Source organism: Kitasatospora sp. NPDC057512, from assembly GCF_042802135.1.
Classification (GTDB): domain Bacteria; phylum Actinomycetota; class Actinomycetes; order Streptomycetales; family Streptomycetaceae; genus Kitasatospora.
Genome location: NZ_JBHVET010000013.1, coordinates 16,505 through 33,553, shown reverse-complemented (window position 1 = coordinate 33,553; position 17,049 = coordinate 16,505). Strand labels below are relative to the sequence as shown.

Sequence of the window (17,049 nt, the reverse complement as noted above, 5' to 3'; positions counted from 1 at the left end):
GGCGGTGACGGCGGATAGGTCCGTTCCGAAACGCCCTCGCCGCGGGGAGTGTTGCCCGGTGCACGCCGTTCCGATCGTCATCCGTTCCGATCGTCATCTGTTCCGGCGGGCGTGTAGCCGCGGTCGGACCGGGCAGGCGCCGGACATGGAGCAGGACATGGACGAGGGGCGGTCGACCGGCGCGAGCCCCGGGCGGAGTGGCCGTTCGCGGTCACCGGAGCCGGGGGAGTCCGGATCCGCCCCGGCCCGGCGCGCGACACCGTACGCGGTGGCCGCACCGCGGCGGACGAACCGACGTGAGGAGGCCGGCATGGAGCGCTTCGGGCGGGTGCCACTGCCCGGGTCCGACGGCACGACCGGCCCGGTCGGAGCGTTGCCACCCGTTGGTCTCCCGGGTGCGGAGCAGACCAGGCGGCTCGTGTTCTCCGGGCGGGAGGGCGCCGTCCAAGCGGGCCTCGAACTCACCCGGGAGGCGCTGCGGTCCTGGTCCTGGCTGCCGACCGCGGACGAGGAACGGCTGGCGGTCACCGAGGACCTCCTGCTGATGGTCGCCGAGCTGGTCACCAACGCCTGCCTGCACACCCACGCCGGACCGGGCGAACTGCGGCTGAGGTGGGACGGGCGCCGTCTGCGGGCGGAGGTCACCGACGCCAGCCCGGTGCCGCCCGAGCTGCGCCCGCACGCCGACCCGGGCCGTCCGGGCCGACACGGCCTACGGGTGGTGGCCCGCCTCGCGCGGTCCTGGGGCTGCGCTCCCGAGGGCGGTGGAAAGCGGGTCTGGCTGGAGGTCGCGCTCCCGCCGGGCCCGCCGAACCGCCGCGAGCGCCTGACCTGAGGAACGGCCCGGGGCCGTTCCCCGACCGGGCCCGGTCGGGGACGCCCGTGACCAGCCGAAGCCGGGCAGGAGAACATCCGGAACGTGCGTCGGAAGCCGATTCCCGGGTAGGAGCCCAGATGGCGGCCGCGACCGTTCCGGCCGCTCCAGCACCTGGACGGTGCCACCGGGACCGCGCTTGAAGAAGCCGGGCACAGGTCCTGGGGAAGAAGCCCGCGACGCGCGGTACGAGTAAGTCCGCAGGCATCGCGGGGCGTTCACCCTGATGCCCTGGAGAGCTCGAGTGTCCATCCGCATGGAAACCACCGACCGCCGAGCCGCGCCCCCGGGCCTGCCGCCCGATCTGCCGCCCGATCTGCCGCCAAGACCGACCGCGGCCGAGCTGCGTGCCATGGGGAAGTCCGAGGCGCGCGAGCTGAGCGACGCGCTGTTCGAGCGGCTGGCCGGGCTGGCCCGCGAGAGCCACGCCTACAGCTACGTCCGCGGCACGATCATCGAGCTCAACATGCCGCTCGTACGCTTCATCGCCGCCCGCTACCGGCACCGGGCCGAGGAGATGGAGGACATCCTCCAGGTCGGCACGATCGGCCTGATCAAGGCCGTCGACGGCTACGACCCGCGGCGCGGGCTGGAGTTCATCACGTACGCCATCCCCACCATCGCCGGCGAGATCAAGCGGTTCTTCCGCGACACCTCCTGGCCGGTGCGCGTCCCACGCGGTACGCAGGAGCTCTACCTCGCCGTCGCCCGCGGCTCCGACCGCCTGGAACAGGAACTCGGCCGGCAGCCGCAGCCCGAGGAGATCGCCGAGGACCTGCACCTCACCGTCGAGCAGGCGACCGAGGGCCTGCTGGCGGGCCGGGCCTGCCACCCCAACTCCCTGGACGCGCTGCGCGACCAGGACACCGACGAGACCGGCAGCGCCCTGCTCGACCGGCTCGGCGACTGCGACCCCGGCATCGAACTCGCCGACTTCCGCACCGCCGTCCGCCCACTGCTGGCCCGGCTGCCCGAACGCGAACAGACCGTCCTCAAACTGCGGTTCTGGGACGGCTGCACCCAGTCCCGGATAGCCGAGCGGATCGGCGTCTCCCAGATGCACGTCTCCCGGCTGCTCAGCGCCACCCTCGCCCTGCTGCGCGAGCAGTTGGACGACCTGGACGCCGACGGCTGGGCCGACGGACCGGAGCCGGAGGGAGTCGGCTGAGGCGGTCCGGGGCGAGGCCGCGGGGAGCTCCCGAGGAGCCAAATCCCGTGGCCCGTCAGGGGCGTTTTGTGGTGGAGTGGCGCGTCGGATGATCGACCATCATGTGAGGTGCTGCTTTGGCGAGCGTGACCGTCTCCACCGGGTACGGCAGGGTACGGGGCCAGGAACGCGACGGCGTCGCGGCCTTCCTGGGCATCCCGTACGCGGCCCCGCCGTTCGGGCCGCTCCGGTTCCGTCCCGCGCGGCCCCCCGAGCCCTGGGCGGGGGAGCGCGACTGCGGCCGCCCGGGGCAGGCCGCGCCCCAGCCCGGCTACCACCCCGCCATGGCCGGACTCCTGCAAGAGCCCGTGGAGACCGGGGAGGACTGTCTCAACCTCAACGTGTGGTCCCCCGCACCGGGCCGCGCCGGCGGCCGTCTTCCGGTCCTGGTCTGGATCCACGGCGGGGCGTTCCGCAACGGAGCCGGCTCGCTGCCCGGCTACGACGGCACCCGGCTCGCCGCGGACGGCGCGGTGTGCGTCACGCTCAACTACCGGCTGGGCGCCGAGGGTTTCCTGCTACTGCCCGACGGAACGGCCAACCTCGGCCTGCTGGACCAGATAGCCGCCCTGGAGTGGGTCCGCGACAACATCGCGGCGTTCGGCGGCGATCCGGACAACGTCACCGTGTTCGGCCAGTCGGCCGGAGCCATCAGCATCACGGCGCTGATGACCATGGAGCGGGCCGAGGGACTGTTCCACCGGGCGATCACCCAGAGCGGCGCCGGGCACCACTGCCACTCCCCGGAGACCGGGCGCCGGATCACCGAGCGGCTGGCCGCCCTCGCCGGGGTCGAGCACACCACGGAGGCCCTGGCAGCGGTGCCCCCGGAACGACTGCTCGCCGCCAACGCCGCCCTCGGCCAGGAGATCGCCCGCGACACGGACCCGGGCCGGTGGGGCGAGTCCGCCGGCGGCGGCACCACGGTGCTGCCGGTGGTCGACGGGACCACCCTGCGCGCGCGGCCCGTCGACGCCATCGCGGCCGGGGCGGGCCGCGACATCGACCTGCTCACCGGCACGACCACCGACGAGTTCCGGCTCTTCCTCGTCGCGTTGGGCATGGCCGACCGCATCACGGACGAGGTCCTGCACGGATTCCTGGCCTCGTTCGGGCTCGACGCCGCGCAGGCGGCCGCCGCCTACCGGGCCGGTCGCCCGGAGGCCACGCCCGGGGACCTGTTCTCGGCCGTGATGACCGACCACTCCTACCGCGTCCCGGCCATCCGCGTGGCCGAGGCCCGTGCCGCCCTCGGCGCACGGACCTTCGTCTACGAGTTCGCCCACCCCTCGCCCGCCCTGGACGGCCGGCTGGGCGCCTGCCACATGGCGGAGATCGGCCTGGTCTTCGGAACCACCGACCCGCTCCTCGGGGCGGAGCCTCCGAAGGAGCTGTCCGACCGGATGCGCGCCGCCTGGCTCGCCTTCGCCCGCGAGGGACGGCCCGGCCCCGACTGGCCCGCCTACGGCCAGGACCGTGCGGTGCTGCACCTGACCGAGGACGCCTCCCGGCTGGGGCGGGACCCGGGCGGCCGGGAGCGGTCGCTCTGGGAGGGAGTCCGATGAGCCGCTGACGGCGGGGCCGAGGTCCCGGCGGGGCGACGGCGGTTTCCAGCGGTCTGGGATGCGTTGCCGGATTCAACCAAGGCGATTTCCGCCCTCGGTACGCCGATCCTCCGCGTCGTTCCACGTTCCGCCGTACGTGCGCATGGCGGGGGTCACCGGCCGGTGAAGTCGAGGGAGGGGCGCGGCTTGCCCGCCCGGTGGGCCGCGACGGCGGAGGCGAGCCCCGCCGTGGCGTCCTCCGTCTCGAAGAGGGGCATCGCGATGTCGCACATGGCTTCGTCCGCCGCGGTGGTGCCGCCCGTGGACCATGCGCGGAGCAGTGCCTTGTGCGCGGCGCGAGCCCGCGTGGGGCCCTTGGCCAGCTGCTGGGCGACGGCTGTGGCTTCCTGGAGCAGGGCATCGTCGGGGACGACGCGGTTGATGACGCCGGCGTCGGCCATCGTGCGGGCCTGGACCTGCTCGGAGGTCAGGGCCCACTCCGCGGCCCGGGCGCGGCCGGCGCGCTGGGCGACGCGGTAGATGCCGCCGAGGAGGGTGACGATGCCGAGCGTCTGCTCGGGGTGGCCGAAGTGCGCCGATTCGGCGGCGATGACGACGTCGGCGCGCAGGGCGAGTTCGAAGCCACCGCCGGAGCACCGCCCCTGGATGGCCGCGATCACCGGCATCGGGAGTCGTTCGAAGGAGTTGAAGACGTTCATGTAGTGCTCGAAGAGCGCGCGCAGTTCCGCCGTGGCCGTACCGGGCCAGTCGACGATGTCGCCACCGAAGCTGAAGTCGGGGCCGTCGGCTCGCAGTAGGACGACGCGGGCTTCTCGCCGCGTGATGTCCTCGACGGCTGCGGCGAGTTCGTCGGCCATCTGGCGGTCGATGCGGTTCTGCGGCGGGTCGCCGAGGACGATGGTGGCGATGCCGTCGTCGATGGTGCAGGTGAGGTGGGGCACGGAGAGCTCCTGGCGTGGGCGCGGGGAACGGGGCTGACGATGTGTCAGATCAGGTGCCGGCGGAACCAGTCGCGGGCCGCTGTGCTGGATTCGTCGAACCTGGAGAGGTAGGGGTCGAAGTGGCCGCCGGGCAGCAGGACGAGCTTCTTGGGTTGCAGCGCTCGCTCGTAGGCGGCGAGGGCCAGGTCGGTGACGGTGACGGTGTCGTGGTCGGCGACCACGAGCAGGAGCGGGGTCGGGGAGACGCGGCTGATCCACGCGCCGGGCTCGTACATGCGGGCGGCGCGGGAGGAGCGCAGGGTCACCTGGTTCTCCCAGGCGCCCGGTGGTAGTTGCTGGAGGTAGAAGTCGATGGCGTCCTTGGCCCGGTAGGCTGCCGGTACCGCGAGGTCGTCGCTGACGACCGCCTGTGTGCGGGGGGCCTCGCCTCGGAACTGGGCCCGCTCGTCTTCGGCGAACGCCTGCTCCAGGTCGGCTGCGGCGTCCGGGGACACTCGCCGCAGCCCCTGTTCGTAGCCGCTGATCGTGGGCACCTGGGCGACCACGCAGCGCAGCCGGCGGTCGGTGGCGCCCAGGACGATGGCGTGGCCGCCCGCGTAGCTGGTGCCCCACAGGCCGATCCGGTCCGGATCGACCTCGGGTCGGCTCTCCAGGGAGGAGATGGCGCGCCGCCAGTCGGCGATCTGCCGCCAGGGGTCCACGTCCTGGCGGGGCAGGCCCCCGCTGGCCCCAAAGGTGCGGTGGTCGTGGACGAGGACGACGAAGCCGTCCTCGGCGAAGGCCCGGGCGAAGCGCTCGAGCCCGTGTTCTTTGACGCCCGCGTAACCGTGGGCCATCGTGATCGCCGGGTGCGGACCGGGACCGTCCGGGAGGAACAGCCAGCCGTGCAGCGTGACGCCTCCCTCCCCCGGGAAGGCGATGTCGGAGCGTCGTGTCATGGAGTCGTCTCCTTGCAGAGCGGCATCCGGTCGGCGCGGATGCCAGCCGTTGTCGTGGAAGTGGGTGGGCCGCGGGCGTTCGCCGTCCGCCGACCGGGATCGCCCGTGCTAGGCCGCACTGCCGAGAGCGGCCTTGGCCATGAAGGTGTCCACCAGTGCGCGCACCACCTCAGGTCGTACCCGTGCCCCGACTGCGGTGAGCGTCGGTGCTCATCTACGGCCTGCGCGCCCTTGCGCCGGTGAGCCGGCGTACCCCAGTGGACATCGCCAACGGCTTGCCGAGTGAAAGAACCATAGGACATACGTTCATGTCCGACAAGGGAGCACCGCTCACGTCATCGCTGGGCGATCCATTGGCGATCAAGAGAAGCTTGCCGAGCAATGGCCGATCCGGCGTCCACTCGCTGAAATAAGTAAAAGTGCTACGGTTATTTCATGGCCCGCCAGGGCGAACCCGGCGCCTACCGGCACGGAGCGCCCGCACCGCACAAAGGAGTGATCACCATGAGTGACATCACCAGGACGAACACCACCGACGAGGTCGAGGCCCAGCCGTGGACCAAGGCCTTCGCCGCCAAGGACGCCGAGGCCTTCGCCGCGGCGTTCGCCGAGGACGTCGTCCTTGAGGCCAGCGCGCTGCGCAGCCCGGTCGTGGGCCGCGAGAACGTCAAGCAGGTGATGGGCGCCGCCAGCGGCATCTACGAGGCGTTGGTCTTCACGTACGAGATCAGCGACGGGTCCCGCACCTGCATCGAGTGGGAGGCGAAGGCGTTCGGTGGCAAGGAGCTGCGCGGTTCCACCATCCTGACCGCGGACGACGAGGGCAGGATCGCCCGCGCCGTCATCCAGCACCGTCCGCTGGACAACCTGCTGGCCTTCTCCGAGGAGCTCGGCAACCGCCTCGGCCACGCCGTCGGGCGCGAGCACTTCCACCAGGCCTGACCGCGGGCGCGTCCCCGCCCACCCCGGGGCGCCACGACGCGCCCCAGTGAGCACCAACTCCTCACCTCTCAGCATCGATTGGGGTACCCCACGCCTCGGGGTGCCCCGAGGAGGCGAACACCATGCAGATCAACGGAGCGGTGGCCCTGGTCACCGGCGCCAACCGCGGCCTGGGAGAGCAGTTCACCAAGGCTCTCCTGGAACGCGGCGCGGCCAAGGTCTACGCCGGCGCCCGGGACCCCGAGTCCGTCCGCACGCCGGGAGTCGTGCCGGTCAGGCTCGACATCACCGATGCGCGGCAGGTCCGCGCGGCGGCCGAAGCCGCCCCCGACGTCACCCTGCTGATCAACAACGCCGGGCTGACCACCGGTTCGGACGTGCTGGCCGGCACCCTGGACGACTGGCGGCTGGAGTTCGACACGCACGTGCTCGGCACGCTCCGGATGAGCCGCGCCTTCGCGCCCGCCCTCGCCGCGAACGGCGGCGGCGCGCTGCTCAACGTGCTGTCCGTGCTGTCCTGGCTCGGCATCCCCCGCACCGCCGCCTACACCGCGGCCAAGTCGGCCCAGTGGTCCCTCACCAACTCCCTGCGCCTGGCCCTCGCCGAGCAGGGGACGCTGGTCACCGGCCTGCACGTGGGCCTCATGGACACCAGGATCGCCGCCGGCCAGGACGCCCCCAAGGCCGACCCCGCCAAGGTCGCGGCCCTCGCCCTGGAGGGCATCGAGGCGGAAGCGTACGAGGTCCTGGCCGACGACATGAGCCGCCAGGTCAGGGCCGCCCTGTCCGGCGAACTCGCCGCCCTCTACCCGCAGTTGTCCGACCGCGCCTGAAAGCCCCCCGACGCACCGAAGGAGGTGGCCGCCATGGCCACGCCCACCGCCCTCTCCTACGAGGTCTTCGTCTCACCCGGCGCCCCCCGTGCCGGCGACCAGCGGATGCCCGACGGCACCCCCATCGTCTCCTCGCCGATCACGTCCACCCTGATCCACGGCGAACGGGACGCCGTCCTGGTCGACCCGCCGTTCACCCACGACCAGATCCGGCAGGTCGGCGACTGGGTGGAGCGCTCCGGCAAACGGCTCGCGGTCGTCTACGCCACCCACGGGCACGGCGACCACTGGTTCGGCACGGCCCAACTCGTCGAGCGCTTCCCCGGCGCCGTCGCGTACGCCACCGAGGGCACGATCCGCATGATGCACCAGCAGGCCACGACGGGCCGCGAGCAGATGTGGGACAAGGTCTTCCCCGGCCGGATCCCGGCCACCCCGGTCCTGGCCCGGCCGATCCCCGCGGACGGCTTCCTCCTGGAGGGCAACACCGTCAAGGCGTACGAGGCCGGGCACACCGACACCGACGACACCACCTTCCTCCACGTGCCGTCGATCGGCCTCGTCGTGGCCGGGGACGTCGCCTACAACGACGTCCACCCCTACATCCTCGAAGGCGGCGACGGCGGCCTGACGGCCTGGCTCGAAGCCCTCGACCGGATCGCCGCGCTCGAACCGCGCGCCGTCGTCGCCGGCCACAAGAACCAGGACCGCCCCGACGACCCCGCCGTCATCGAGGAGACCCGGCAGTACCTGCGCGACGCCCAGCGGCTGTTGGACGAGAAGCCCACCGCACGCGAGTTCTTCGACCGGATGATGCGGCTCCACGGAACCCGCCTCAACCCGGGACCGCTGTGGTACGGCGCGGTCGGCCTGCTCGGATCCTGAGGCGCCCCACGTCCGTCCTCCTGCGCGGAAGGTGGTGGTCGGCATGGCCTGGACGGCCACGGTCCGGCGAGGACGGGCTGGTCGCCTTGGAGCCGCAGGGCACGGGCTGGCGCCGCCTCGTGTCGCTCGTCCTCGTCGCCGCCCACGAGGGCCGACGAGCCGACACCCGCCGCCGCCTGCGCGCCCCTGCCCTTTCCCCGCGCGTCCTCAGAAGAGACGAGAAAGCATGCCGACCGCCACCCGTGAGTCCCCCGCGGCCCATCGCCGTGGGCACGCCACGGCCTCCCGCCCCCGATACACCCTGCCGCCCACCCCGGCCTTCTTCGCCGCCGCCCTCGCCTACGCCGCCCCGTACTGGCAGGATCCATGGTCCTCGAAGTCGCCTCCATGCTGCTGTGCGCGTTCGCCCCGAACATCGGCTGGGTGATCGCCGCCCGTACCCTGCAGGGCATCGCGACCGGCGCGGCGAGCGGCGCGTTCACCGCGTCGATCATCGAACTGGCACCGGCCCGGTACAAGAAGCTCGGCACGACCCTGAGCACCATCGCCCCGGCCATCGGGCTCGGCGCCGGCGCCCTCTTCGCCGGAGCCGCGGCGCAGTTCACCGATCACGCGCCCGTGACGGTGTTCCTCGTCCTCGCCCTGCTCACCGCCCTGGGCACCGTCGCGACCGTGCTCTGCGCGGAAACCGGTGCGCTCCGTCCCGGCGCGGCCGGGTCCCTGATCCCGACCGTCGCCGTGCCGCGGGCGGCGCGGCGCGAGTTCCTCGCCGCCGTGCCCGTGCACATGGGCGGCTGGTTGCTCGCCGGCCTCTTCATGGGGCTGGCCCCCACCGTCATCGGCAACCTCTTCCACCTCCACAACGGCCTGGTCAACGGCGCGACCGTGCTCGCGATGCAAGGCCCGTCGGCGCTGGCAGGCCTGGCCTTCGGCCGCCTGGCGCCCCGGCGGGCCACACTCCTCGGCAGCGCCGCCATCGCGATCGGCGCCGCTCTCATCGTGGTCAGCGTCGCCGCCGGGGTGCTGCCCCTGCTGTGGATCGGCGGCGCCGTCGGCGGGGCCGGCTTCGGGACCTCCTTCTCCGGGGCGGTACGCGCCATCGCGCCCCTGGCCGGTACGCACGAGCGCGCCGGCCTGTTCGCGGCCGTCTACCTCGTCGCCTACCTCACCTTTGGCCTGCCCGTGATCGCGGCCGGCTTCCTGGTCGCGCCCCTGGGACTGCTGCCGACCGTCACCGCGTACGCCGTGGCCATCGTCGCCAGCGCCGTGCTCGGCCTGCTCACCCAGGCAAGGATCGGCCGTTCCGGCCCTGTGAAATGATGAAAGGCCCCACGTCAGCCGTCCAGGAGGTGCCATCCGCCATGCTGTGGCCCGCGACCGCGCGGTACGACCTCGAAGCCGCGCCCGGCAGTCTCGGTCTGGTCCAGGACCTGCTCAACACGATCTCGGCCGGCTCGCCGCGCGAACCCGACCTCCTGGGGGAGGTCCGGACGGCCCAGCAGTGGGTGGACGAAGCCACCGCCCGGTGGTCGGAGGGCGTCGGGCAGGCCGTTCCCGAGATCGTCCTCGACGCCGCCGGCCTCGCGGAGCTGCGGGCGTTCCGCGACGACCTGCAGGCACTCGTCGGCGCGGAGCCGGGTACCGTCGAGGCCGCAGGGGTCGCCGTGCCCGTCCTGCACACCGCCACCGCGGCGCTCCAGCTCGGCGAGGACGGCCTCGTGCGCCTCGAACCGCGCGGCACCGGGTGGCGGCGGCTGACCGCACTGGTCATCGCAGCCGCCTTCGAGGGGCAGCGGGCAGATACCCGCCGCCGCCTGAAGACCTGCCGCAACCCCCGGTGCAAAGTGGCGTTCTTCGACCGCTCCCGCAACAACAGCGGCGTCTGGCACGACGTCAAGACCTGCGGAAACACCGCCAACCTGCGCGCCTACCGGGCCCGCCAGCGCTCCGGCGGACACTGAGCCGGGACCTGGTCCGGGGTGCGGCCCGCGGCCCCCCGTCGACCGTGGCTGCGGCTCGACGCCCGGGGGCCGCCCCTCGACGGCCGCGAGCAGCTCGAAGTGGCCGACAACATCCTGGCCAACCGGCTGAACCGGATGGTCGAGGCGGGACTGGCCGTACGAAGGCCCTACCGCGAGGGCAAGCGGCCGCGGCCGAGGTCCGGAGGCCGTCCGGACCTCGGTTGTTCGGGCTCTCAGCCGGCCAGGCCGGCCAGTACCTCGGCGCCCGGCAGCTGGGCCAGTGCCCAGCCGGGGAGGATGAGCTTGCCCCGGCGCCGACCGCTGCCGACCAGGACGTACGGGGCCGCGGCCACCGCCTCGTCGATCAGCAGGGGCCATGCGCCCGGCAGGCCGACGGGGGTGATGCCGCCGTACTCCATGCCGGTCAGCTCGACCGCCGTGTCCATCGGGGCGAACGACGCCTTCCGCGCCCCCAGGTGGGTACGGACGGCCTTGTTCACGTCCACCCGGGTGTCGGCCAGGGCGAGGCAGGCGGCCAGGGTGACCTCCCCGCCGCGCTTGGCCGCGACCACCACGCAGTTCGCGGAGAGCTCCGGCGGCACCTGGTAGACCTCGCAGAACACCGCCGTGTCCGCCTTCTCGGGATCGGTGTCCACGTACAGCGCGGACTCGGCCGCCTCCCGGGCGTCCCAGTTCTTCAGGGCGTCGGCCACGGGAGCGGCGAGGTCGTCGCAGACCTCCAGCGCTGCGAAGACGGTGGTGAAGTTTCCGAAGGGAGGGTGCATGGACTCACTCATGGAACGGACTGTAGCGCGGCCCGTTGCGCTGGTCGGACCATCGGACGCATGGGCCGCGACTACGCCGTGCCGGTCGCGTCGGCCAGGTCCTGGCTCGGGGGGACCCCGAACTTGCGCGCGTACTCACGGCTGAACTGGCTCGGGCTCTCGTAGCCGACCTCATAGGCCGCGGTGGTGACCGAGGGGCCGCCCGTCTGGAGGAGTTGCCGCGCTTCGAGCAGGCGAAGGTCCTTCTGGTACTGCAGTGGCGTCGTCGAGGTGATCGCCTTGAAGTGCTTGTGGAAGGACGACGAGCTCATGCCGACCCGCCGTGCGAGCTCCGGGACCGTGATCGGCGAGCGGATGTCCTCGCGCATGCGGCCGATGGCGCGGGCGACGGCGCTCGCGTTGCTGTCGCGGCGCATGAGACGGCGGAGCATGCCGCCGAACGGGGCCGTCAGCAAGCGGTAGTGGATCTCCGTCGAGGTGAGCGCGCCGAGTACCCGCGCGTCCGCGGGCGAGTCGGCGAGCGCCAGGTACCGGTGCATGGCATCCAGCAGCCCGGGGTCCGCCCGGTGCTTCTGCACCACGCGGGCGGGTCCGCTGTCGAGCGCCGAATCGGCGACCTTGTCGTAGAGCTCCCTGAGCGCGGCGACGTCCACCGCGAGGGTCAGTGCCAGATAGGGAGCCTTCGTGATCCTGGAGGTCACGGGCAGGTCGTGGCTCACGAGGATGCACTCTCCCGGGCCGAACGACAGCGTTTCCTCTCCGATCGCGACCTGTTTCCGGCCTTGCAGGATCAGGCACAGGACGGGCTCGTACAGCGAGGCCTGGAATGAACTCGGGGAGTTCTGCCGGAGGATCCGGAGGCCGGGCATCAGCTGCTGGACGGTTGGCTGGTCGCCACCGCCATCGGCTGCCCGAACACGACGGGAAGCATCGTCGATGAGTCGTTCCAAGTGCACGCTTCGTCCTCTGTCGATGCCCTGGCCGGGCCGCTGCCGCAGCCGCGCGGACACGACCACTCTCTCAACCTGTGCAGGAATGGGCAAGCGGTTCGGAGGAGCGGGCAGGCGCCGCGGTGCCCCGCTGGGTAGCGTCGATCACGTCGCGTTTCCAAGGAGGACAGCATGCGAACCCGAACACTGACCACCGGTACCGAGATCCCCTACCTGGGCTTCGGCACGTATCTCATCGAGGACGGTGAGGCCGCCGCCGCGGTGGGTGAGGCCATCCGCGCCGGCTACCGGCACATCGACACGGCCGAGGGCTACCAGAACGAGTCCGGCGTCGGGGCGGGCATCAAGCGGGCACTCGAGTCCGAAGGGCTGACCCGGAGCGACCTGTTCGTCACCACGAAGCTCTGGCCGGGGAACCCGGAGTGGGGGCAGCAGGCGAAGACCACCGAATCCACGGTGACCTCGCTCGACGAGAGCCTCGAACGGCTCGGGCTGGACTACGTGGACCTGTACCTGATCCACGCGCCGTTCGGACGCGAAGACAGGCTCGCGCAGTGGCGCGGGCTCGTCGAACTGCAGCGACAGGGGAAGGCACGCGCCATCGGTGTGAGCAACTTCAGCGTCAAGCACATCGAGGAGCTGAAGGCGGCGGGCCTGCCGCTGCCGGCCGCCAACCAGCTCGAACTCCACCCCTGGTCGCAGAAGCCCGAGCTGGTGCGCTACCTCGACGACAACGCGATCACTCCCATCGCGTACAGCAGCCTGGTTCCGCTCTCCACCTGGCGAACCGGGGAGGGGCAGGACAGCGCGAAGTCGATCCGGATGAGGGCCGACGGCGAGCAGGCGGACAGCCCGTTCAAGGTCATGGCCCGGAAGTACGGCGTCGGCGAGGCGCAGGTCCTCCTGCGCTGGGCCGTCCAGAAGGGCTACCCGGTGCTTCCGAAGAGCACCAACCCCGACCGCATCCGGCAGAACGCCGACATCTTCGGCTTCACCATCGACGAGGAGGACATGACCGCGATCGAGAAGATGGACCGCGGCGAGGGCGTCGCCTGGGCTTCGGGCGACCCCACGAAGGCTGCATGAGCTCCGGTGTAGCAGCGGTCACCGATGCTCGATCGGGCGGCGGACGACATCAGGCATAGGTCGGTGAACCGACCGCCTGGACCGTCTTGATTGACAGGGGAATCAAGGCGGTGGCCCCCAGGCCTTTGGGGGAGATGCGCCGCCCTGTCCGACGAACTCGTCGGCAAAACGCGCGAGTTGCGCGTCCGCTCCCGGCTCGCCCCGGGAGGCAGGGCAGGATCTGCTTGATGATCCGGGCCGGCCCGAGTCGAGCGGGCCCCGGATCCGGAGCACCCGGTCGACGCAGCGCTCGTCGTGGTCGCGGTAGCCGTTCGGGGAGCGCCCGGGGGCGATCAGCCCCTGCTCCTCGTAGTACCGCAGCAGTCCGCGCGGGGTGCCGGTGCGCTGGGACAACTCACCGATCCGCATGCGGGCCACCCCGCATTCCCAAGAGTCCACCAGGACTTGACATTCACATCTATGTGAGGGTTCGAGAACAACACCATGTCAACTTCGCAAACAGAGGTGCGCGCCGAGACTCCGGCGGCACCGGACGGCAAGCTCCCCTGGTCGCCCCTGCTGGCGCTGGCCACCGCCGCCTTCATGAGTCTCCTGACCGAGGCACTTCCCGCGGGCGTGCTCCCGGAGATGGCTCGCGACCTGTCGGTCAGCGAGTCCGCGGCCGGACAGTCGCTGACCGTCTACGCGATCGCCACCGGCCTGTCCGCGATCCCGGTGGCCATCGCCACCGCCGCCTGGCGCCGCCAGAAGCTGCTGCTCGTCGCCGTGCTGGCGTTCGCCATCGCCAACACCGTCACCGCCGTCTCCTCCTCCTACCCCCTGACCATGGTCTTCCGGGCCGTCGCGGGCATCGCCGCGGCCGCGATCTGGGCCGAACTGGTCGCGTACGCACGCCGGTTGGCGCCGCCGCACCTGGCGGGCCGGGCCATCGCGATCACCATGGCCGGCATCCCGCTGGCCTTCTCGCTGGGCATCCCGATCGGCACCTTCCTCGGCAAGGTGGTCGGCTGGCGGCTCACCTTCGGCCTGGTCGCGCTGGTCTCCGTCGCGCTGCTGGCCTGGATCGCGGCCTCCGTCCCGGACTTCCCCGGCCAGAAGGCGGGCTCCCGGGAGCCGATCCTGCGCGGCCTGCGGGTGCCGGGCGTGGTCGCGATCCTGTTCGTGGTCGCCGCGTACGTGCTCGCCCACAACGTGCTCTACACCTACATCGCGAGCTTCCTCGACAAGTACGGGATGGGCGGCCAGCGTGACATCGTGCTGCTGGTCTTCGGCATCGCCTCGCTGGTCAGCATCTGGATCACCGGCGTCCTGGTCGACCGCAAGCTGCGGACCCTGACCGTCGCCAGCACCGCGCTGTTCATCGTGGCGTCGCTGCTGCTCGGGGTGCTCGCCACCAACGTCGTGGTGGTCTACCTGGCGATGGCCATCTGGGGCCTGGCCTGGGGCGGCCTCGCGACGCTGCTGCAGACCGCGGTCACCGACGCGGGAGGGGACCGGGGACAGGCGCTGCTGGTCACCGCCTGGAACTCCTTCATGGCGGGCGGCGGCGCGGTCGGCGGCATCCTGCTCACGACCGCCGGGCCCGAGTCCTTCCCCTGGGTGGTGCTGGCCCTCCTGGTGCCGGTGCTCCTGGTCGTGGTCGGCGCCCGCAAGCACGCGTTCCCGGCCGTTCGCCCCGGCGCGCAGTAGCGGCGGCCGGACGCCGCCGCGGGGTGACCGACCACTCCTACCGCGTCCCGGCCATCCGCGTGGCCGAGGCCCGGTGCCGCTCTGGGCGCACGGACCTTCGTCTACGAGTTCGCCCGCCCCTCGCCCGCCCTGGACTGCGGGCTGGGCAGCCGGGAGCGGTCGCTCTGGGAGGGCGTCCGATGAGGCGCTGACGGCGGTGCCGAGGCCCCGGCGGGACGACGGCGGTTTCCAGGGGTCTCAGATCCCCGCGCCGCGGATGTCCGCGTGCACCTGGGCCGCCAGATCGGCGAGTTCGTCGGCATCCCGCGCGTTCGCCTGGAGGTCGAGCAGTACCTCGTCCGCCCCCGCGGCCGCATAGCCGGCCGTGTCCTGGACGATCTGCTCGACCGTGCCGACGAAGGGCTTCCGCTCGGCGTCGGGCACCGGGGCCTCGGTGATCCGGATGTTCGCCCTCGCGCAGACCTGAATCGCGCCCGCGTCGCGGCCGTACAACGCGGCCCACTCGCCGATCTCACGCCGCAGGACGGCCAGTTGCCCGGGTGTCATGCCCGTCGGCAGCCAGCCGTCGGCGCGGCGGGCCACCCGGTCCAGGGCCCTGCCGCCGGACGCCGCCAGGTAGACGGGCACGGGGCGCACGGGCTTCGGCCCGACCTCCGCTTCGTCGATCAGGGTGTGCCTGCCCCGGTACGACACGGGGTCGGGGCCCCACACCGCCGCGCAGACGTCCAGCAGTTCGTCCAGCACGGCTCCGCGCTCCTCGAAGGGAGCGTGCCCGGCGGCCGCGTGCTCGTCCAGCGACCAGCCCGTCCCCAGCCCCGCGACCACCCGGCCGCCGCTCGCCGCGTCCAGCGTCGCGAGGGCGCGGGCCAGCTGGAACGGCCCGTGCAGGGGCGCGACCAGGACGCTGCTGCCGAGCCGGGCCCGCTCCGTCGCCGCGGCGGCGAGCGAGAGAACCACCAGCGGATGGGCGACCGACCGGTAGGAGTCCGGCCAGGCCAGCCCCGGCACGTCGTACAGGCCCTGCCGCGGCGCCTCGGGGACCAGCACCCGTTCGAAGACCCACAGGCTGTCGTAGCCGATCCGCTCCGCGGCCCGTGCCACCGCCGCCGGAGCATGAGCGAGGTCGTACCACTTCATCTGCGGCAGCCCGAGTCCCAACCGAATGGCCATGGCTCGATCCTGACTTCCCGCGCTCCGGGCCGCAGCCGTTGTACCCCCGTCCGCACGACGCGCGGCGGTCAGGGCGCGCGCGGTTCAGCTGCCTGCTGCTGGGGCGCGATGTCCGAACGGGCCGCCTGCCGGCGAGACCGGTTCCGGAGGGGAGGCTTCGAGCACCGCCTGGGCGTCCGCGAGGGCGACCTCCAGCTGGTCGCGGAGGGGCTCGGGGAGGGTGGCGGAGCCGAGTGCGCAGGCGGCGAGGGCCTGTGCGAGATCGGCCGTCCTGCCGGGTTCGAGGCGGTCGCGGACACCGGGGTGGGCGAGGAGGTCGTGCAGTGCGTAGCCGTCGCCTGTTTCACCCGTCCGGCTGGTCAGCTGCTCGATCAGGTTTCGGGCGGCGGGGGTGTCCGGGCCGACGGCGTCGATCGCGGTCAGGGCGAGGCGGGTGCTGAAGACGGCCAGGCCCTTGTCGGGTTCGAGGGCGAGACAGTGGTCGATCGCGGTTTCGGCGGTGTGCCGGTCGCCGGGGAGGCACAGGGCGGTGAGGACGGCGGTGACGGCGTTCTCCCAGGGTGCGCCGGGCTCGGTGGCGGCCAGCAGGGCGAGGGCGCCGGGGAGGTCGTCGGCGGTGGCTCGGGCGAGGACGGCGACCTGGCGGCCGTCGAGGATGCGTCGGCCGATGCCGCGGTGCTGCTCGATGTGGCGCAGGGCGTCCGTCCAGCGGCCGGCGGTGGTGAGGGCGCGGGTGCCGTCGGCGATGACGACGCGCCACAGCCACTGGCGGACTTCGTGGCGCTGCTTATTGGTCTCGGTGAGGCGGGCGGGGACGGTGAGGCCGTCGAGGGTGGTCTCGGTGGCGGTGGTGACGGCGTGGTAGAGGTCGAGGAGGAGCTGGTGGCCGTGTTGGTGGTGGCCGGCGCGGAGGTGGAGGCGGGCGAGGTTGACGACGGGTTCGAGGCCGTGGATGGCGCTGGTCGTGGGGAGCGGGCCGCGGGTGAGGTGGAGGGCGGCGTGGCGGTGGCAGAGCTCGCGGGCGTAGCCGGGCAGGGCGAGGTCGGAGGCGAGGAGGGCCGCCTGGTTGAAGACGGCGGCTGCGAGGCCGGGGTCGGCATGCCGGGAGGCCGTGTCGGCCAGCTCGGTGAGCCGGCCGACACGGGCGTCGAGGGGCAGGCACGCCGGCCGGTGGCGGGCGACCAGCGGGAACCGCCGGGCGGTCGGTCCGGTCGGGTGCATGC

Annotated in this window: 16 protein-coding genes and 1 pseudogene; 10 read left to right on the top strand and 7 right to left on the bottom strand. The window is 72.6% G+C overall.

Features of this window, described 5'->3' with window-relative positions:
• Positions 1-310 precede the first annotated feature (310 nt).
• The 3 genes from ACFU6K_RS02205 (at position 311) to ACFU6K_RS02195 (ending at position 3,646) form a co-directional block, all read left to right on the top strand.
• Positions 311-835, top strand: a complete 525-nt coding sequence (locus tag ACFU6K_RS02205) for an ATP-binding protein (RefSeq protein WP_380660376.1) — start codon at positions 311-313, stop codon at positions 833-835.
• Between the two features lie 295 nt (positions 836-1,130).
• Positions 1,131-2,042: a SigB/SigF/SigG family RNA polymerase sigma factor gene (locus ACFU6K_RS02200; protein ID WP_380660375.1), complete on the top strand. Its 912-nt coding sequence runs from the start codon at positions 1,131-1,133 to the stop codon at positions 2,040-2,042.
• A gap of 125 nt (positions 2,043-2,167) precedes the next feature.
• Complete coding sequence (locus ACFU6K_RS02195) at positions 2,168-3,646, top strand: carboxylesterase/lipase family protein (protein WP_380660378.1); 1,479 nt, start codon at positions 2,168-2,170, stop codon at positions 3,644-3,646.
• Between the two features lie 152 nt (positions 3,647-3,798).
• On the opposite strand, the gene ACFU6K_RS02190 is transcribed toward ACFU6K_RS02195, so the two are convergent.
• The gene (locus ACFU6K_RS02190; protein ID WP_380660374.1) at positions 3,799-4,587 is read right to left on the bottom strand and encodes an enoyl-CoA hydratase/isomerase family protein; all 789 of its coding nucleotides are present in this window, start codon (positions 4,585-4,587) and stop codon (positions 3,799-3,801) included.
• Between the two features lie 44 nt (positions 4,588-4,631).
• A complete protein-coding gene (locus tag ACFU6K_RS02185) occupies positions 4,632-5,525 on the bottom strand; it encodes an alpha/beta hydrolase (RefSeq protein WP_380660373.1) in 894 nt (297 codons plus the stop codon).
• Positions 5,526-6,029: 504 nt separating this feature from the next.
• Between ACFU6K_RS02185 and ACFU6K_RS02180 the strand changes: the two genes are divergently transcribed.
• The 5 genes from ACFU6K_RS02180 to ACFU6K_RS02160 all read left to right on the top strand — a co-directional run bounded on the left by ACFU6K_RS02180 (position 6,030) and on the right by ACFU6K_RS02160 (position 10,146).
• Positions 6,030-6,467, top strand: a complete 438-nt coding sequence (locus ACFU6K_RS02180) for a nuclear transport factor 2 family protein (RefSeq protein WP_380660372.1) — start codon at positions 6,030-6,032, stop codon at positions 6,465-6,467.
• Positions 6,468-6,589: 122 nt separating this feature from the next.
• Positions 6,590-7,300 (top strand): SDR family oxidoreductase, encoded by a 711-nt coding sequence (locus tag ACFU6K_RS02175; protein WP_380660371.1) that lies wholly within the window; start codon positions 6,590-6,592, stop codon positions 7,298-7,300.
• A gap of 33 nt (positions 7,301-7,333) precedes the next feature.
• Positions 7,334-8,185 (top strand): MBL fold metallo-hydrolase, encoded by an 852-nt coding sequence (locus ACFU6K_RS02170; protein WP_380660370.1) that lies wholly within the window; start codon positions 7,334-7,336, stop codon positions 8,183-8,185.
• A gap of 294 nt (positions 8,186-8,479) precedes the next feature.
• A complete protein-coding gene (locus ACFU6K_RS02165) occupies positions 8,480-9,505 on the top strand; it encodes an MFS transporter (RefSeq protein WP_380660377.1) in 1,026 nt (341 codons plus the stop codon).
• 41 nt (positions 9,506-9,546) lie between these two features.
• On the top strand, positions 9,547-10,146 hold the full coding sequence (locus ACFU6K_RS02160; RefSeq protein ID WP_380660369.1) for a CGNR zinc finger domain-containing protein: 600 nt from the start codon (positions 9,547-9,549) through the stop codon (positions 10,144-10,146).
• Between the two features lie 233 nt (positions 10,147-10,379).
• Here the strand turns inward: ACFU6K_RS02160 and ACFU6K_RS02155 are convergent, their stop codons facing one another.
• On the bottom strand, positions 10,380-10,943 hold the full coding sequence (locus ACFU6K_RS02155) for a YbaK/EbsC family protein (RefSeq protein ID WP_380660367.1): 564 nt from the start codon (positions 10,941-10,943) through the stop codon (positions 10,380-10,382).
• 59 nt (positions 10,944-11,002) lie between these two features.
• The gene (locus ACFU6K_RS02150; RefSeq protein ID WP_380660366.1) at positions 11,003-11,881 is read right to left on the bottom strand and encodes an AraC family transcriptional regulator N-terminal domain-containing protein; all 879 of its coding nucleotides are present in this window, start codon (positions 11,879-11,881) and stop codon (positions 11,003-11,005) included.
• A 171-nt stretch (positions 11,882-12,052) separates the two neighbouring features.
• On the opposite strand from ACFU6K_RS02150, the gene ACFU6K_RS02145 reads away from it, so the two are divergent.
• The gene (locus ACFU6K_RS02145; RefSeq protein ID WP_380660365.1) at positions 12,053-12,967 is read left to right on the top strand and encodes an aldo/keto reductase; all 915 of its coding nucleotides are present in this window, start codon (positions 12,053-12,055) and stop codon (positions 12,965-12,967) included.
• A gap of 205 nt (positions 12,968-13,172) precedes the next feature.
• On the opposite strand, the pseudogene ACFU6K_RS02140 reads toward ACFU6K_RS02145, so the two are convergent.
• Positions 13,173-13,375: pseudogene (locus ACFU6K_RS02140) on the bottom strand (MerR family DNA-binding transcriptional regulator); the annotation flags it as partial.
• Between the two features lie 75 nt (positions 13,376-13,450).
• On the opposite strand from ACFU6K_RS02140, the gene ACFU6K_RS02135 reads away from it, so the two are divergent.
• Complete coding sequence (locus ACFU6K_RS02135) at positions 13,451-14,656, top strand: MFS transporter (protein WP_380660364.1); 1,206 nt, start codon at positions 13,451-13,453, stop codon at positions 14,654-14,656.
• A 237-nt stretch (positions 14,657-14,893) separates the two neighbouring features.
• On the opposite strand, the gene ACFU6K_RS02130 is transcribed toward ACFU6K_RS02135, so the two are convergent.
• Complete coding sequence (locus tag ACFU6K_RS02130) at positions 14,894-15,826, bottom strand: TIGR03619 family F420-dependent LLM class oxidoreductase (protein WP_380660363.1); 933 nt, start codon at positions 15,824-15,826, stop codon at positions 14,894-14,896.
• An 84-nt stretch (positions 15,827-15,910) separates the two neighbouring features.
• Complete coding sequence (locus tag ACFU6K_RS02125) at positions 15,911-17,047, bottom strand: hypothetical protein (RefSeq protein WP_380660362.1); 1,137 nt, start codon at positions 17,045-17,047, stop codon at positions 15,911-15,913.
• Between the last annotated feature and the right edge of the window lie 2 nt (positions 17,048-17,049).